Annotated in this window: 2 protein-coding genes; one reads left to right on the top strand and one right to left on the bottom strand. The window is 64.5% G+C overall.

Annotation, left to right across the window (positions count from 1 at the left end):
- Nucleotides 1-1,113 precede the first annotated feature (1,113 nt).
- Nucleotides 1,114-1,788, top strand: a complete 675-nt coding sequence (locus QZY48_RS25220) for a histidine phosphatase family protein (RefSeq protein ID WP_295436256.1) — start codon at nucleotides 1,114-1,116, stop codon at nucleotides 1,786-1,788.
- On the opposite strand, the gene QZY48_RS25215 is transcribed toward QZY48_RS25220, so the two are convergent.
- On the bottom strand, nucleotides 1,719-1,976 hold a 258-nt coding region (locus QZY48_RS25215), incomplete at its 5' end, for a hypothetical protein (protein ID WP_295436254.1). The two genes, QZY48_RS25220 and QZY48_RS25215, sit on opposite strands and share 70 nt — an antisense overlap.

The following is a 1,976-nucleotide window of genomic DNA, read 5'->3' as shown; positions in this document are numbered from 1 at the left end:
GTGTCCGAAGCCTGGGTCTGGCTCACTGAGGCGCGGATCCTTCTACGACGCATGACGACAACGACTTAATTTTGTCTATACCCTCTTAGCTCGCATACGCAACCGTACCGATGCGCTCAACCCTCTTTCATGCCATGTGGTCGCTGTATCTTTTCGCACCGACGCTCACCGCGCCGGCGACCGGCCTTGGTCATAACTCCGCCCGCCGGCCTCGGGGCGCAGAGCGCCGAACACATGCGTGACACCGCTAGAGCGGTGTCACGAGGGAGTGGGCTGGGCGGATTTACGATCAAGGCCCCGGCGACCCACTGTGCCAGCCAAGAAGTCACCTGTTCCTGGAATTCGCCCTACTGCTAAGGCGTCACAAACGAAACCACGACCATGCCGCGCTCCCCGCTTCTCCCAATTGCCGCTCTCCTTCTCGCCGTTGGCGGCTGTGCTGCAACGACCACCTCGCAACTCAGCCCCTCACCCCAGGAACCGGTCTGCGCGGCATCCACGACGGCACTGATCTGGTGGCGGCCGCAGTGGCGAGCGGATCAAAAAGATGCTGTCGCCCGAGAAGCCGCGGCGGCCGCCGGACTCGGCCAGTTCTTCAAGAATTCGGGATGCTTCAAATCTGCTTCACTCGAGCGCCTGCCACAGAGAGCAGACGAGTCCGCCCAAGCTGCTGCCGCCGCGCAAGCGACGAAACGAAACGGGAAGGTCGTCTTGATCAGGGTCCGAGAGTTGGGCCCGACCGTCAGGATCGGCGCGTCGTTGGCGCTGGTTGAGGGCGGAACCGAGGTTGTTCTCGACGTTTCGGAGTTCCTACCGGGCAGGATACCGCCACGGACATTCACCGTTCAGTGGCGCAGTGGTGGACCCGGCGTACTCAAAGGCGTTGCCAGCCTCCCGCAAGACCTGCAAGCAGCGCTCACGACAGGCCTTCAGCCCCTCGTACGGTGACGCCTGACCCCTCGCTCAAGCAGAGCACCAACGTCCGACCAGTGGTCAGGCTTCACGCCGACGGTGAATGTCCCCGGGTCTGGCGACACGCGCCCTACCCCTTCCCGGCGAGCGACCAGGCTTCAGCTCCCATCGACCGCTACCCGCCCCCAACGGAGATTTCATATGCCAACCCGAATCTATCTGGTGCGCCACGGTGCGACCGAACTGACCGCCGAGGACCGGTTTGCCGGCTCCACCGAGGTCGCGCTGTCCGACGAGGGGCGCACCCAGGTCGCGGCGCTGGCGCAGCGCCTGCGCTGCGACAGCCTGGACGCGGTCTACACGAGCCCCATGCACCGCACCATCGAGACGGCACGGATCATCGCCGCACCGCATGGGCTGGAGCCACTGGTCGAGCCCGAGCTGCGCGAGATCGCCTACGGGCATTGGGAGGGTCGCTCCCGCGACGAGATCGAGGCCGCCTACGGCGACGAATACGACGCCTGGCAGGAGGACCCGCTCACCGTGGCGCCGGCGGGTGGCGAGTCCGGTATCGACGTGCTGGCCCGGGCCTTGCCGGTGCTTCGCCGCATCGTGCAGCACCATCGGGACGGGGCGGTGCTGGTGGTCTCCCATAAGGGGACCAACCGGCTGCTGGTCAGCAGTCTGCTCGGCTTCGATGCCCGCGGCTATCGCGACCGACTCGACCAGAGCCCGGCGGGCCTGACCATCCTCGATTTCGCCACCGACGTACGCGCCCGCTTGCGGCTCTTCAACGACGTTTCGCATTACGAGGGGGTGCCGACCCGGGTGCTGCAAAAGCGGCTGTCGCGCTGGTGGAGCCGCCCGGCCTGCTGACGGGAATGGCGGCCCCGGTGCGTTGAAGACGCAGGCCGAGTCACGAACAAGTTAAACCCAATCGATGTCGTTGTCGTTGTCGTTGTCGTTGTCGTTGTCGTTGTCGTTGTCGTAATCGTAATCGTAATCGGAAAAGCGATGCACTTCAGGGTGCGAGAGAATGCGGAACGCTTACGATAACCTCGATT

Source organism: uncultured Thiodictyon sp. (genome assembly GCF_903828115.1).
Classification (GTDB): domain Bacteria; phylum Pseudomonadota; class Gammaproteobacteria; order Chromatiales; family Chromatiaceae; genus Thiodictyon.
The sequence above is the reverse complement of the archived record's forward strand: the minus strand, read 5'-3'. Positions and strand labels throughout refer to the sequence as shown.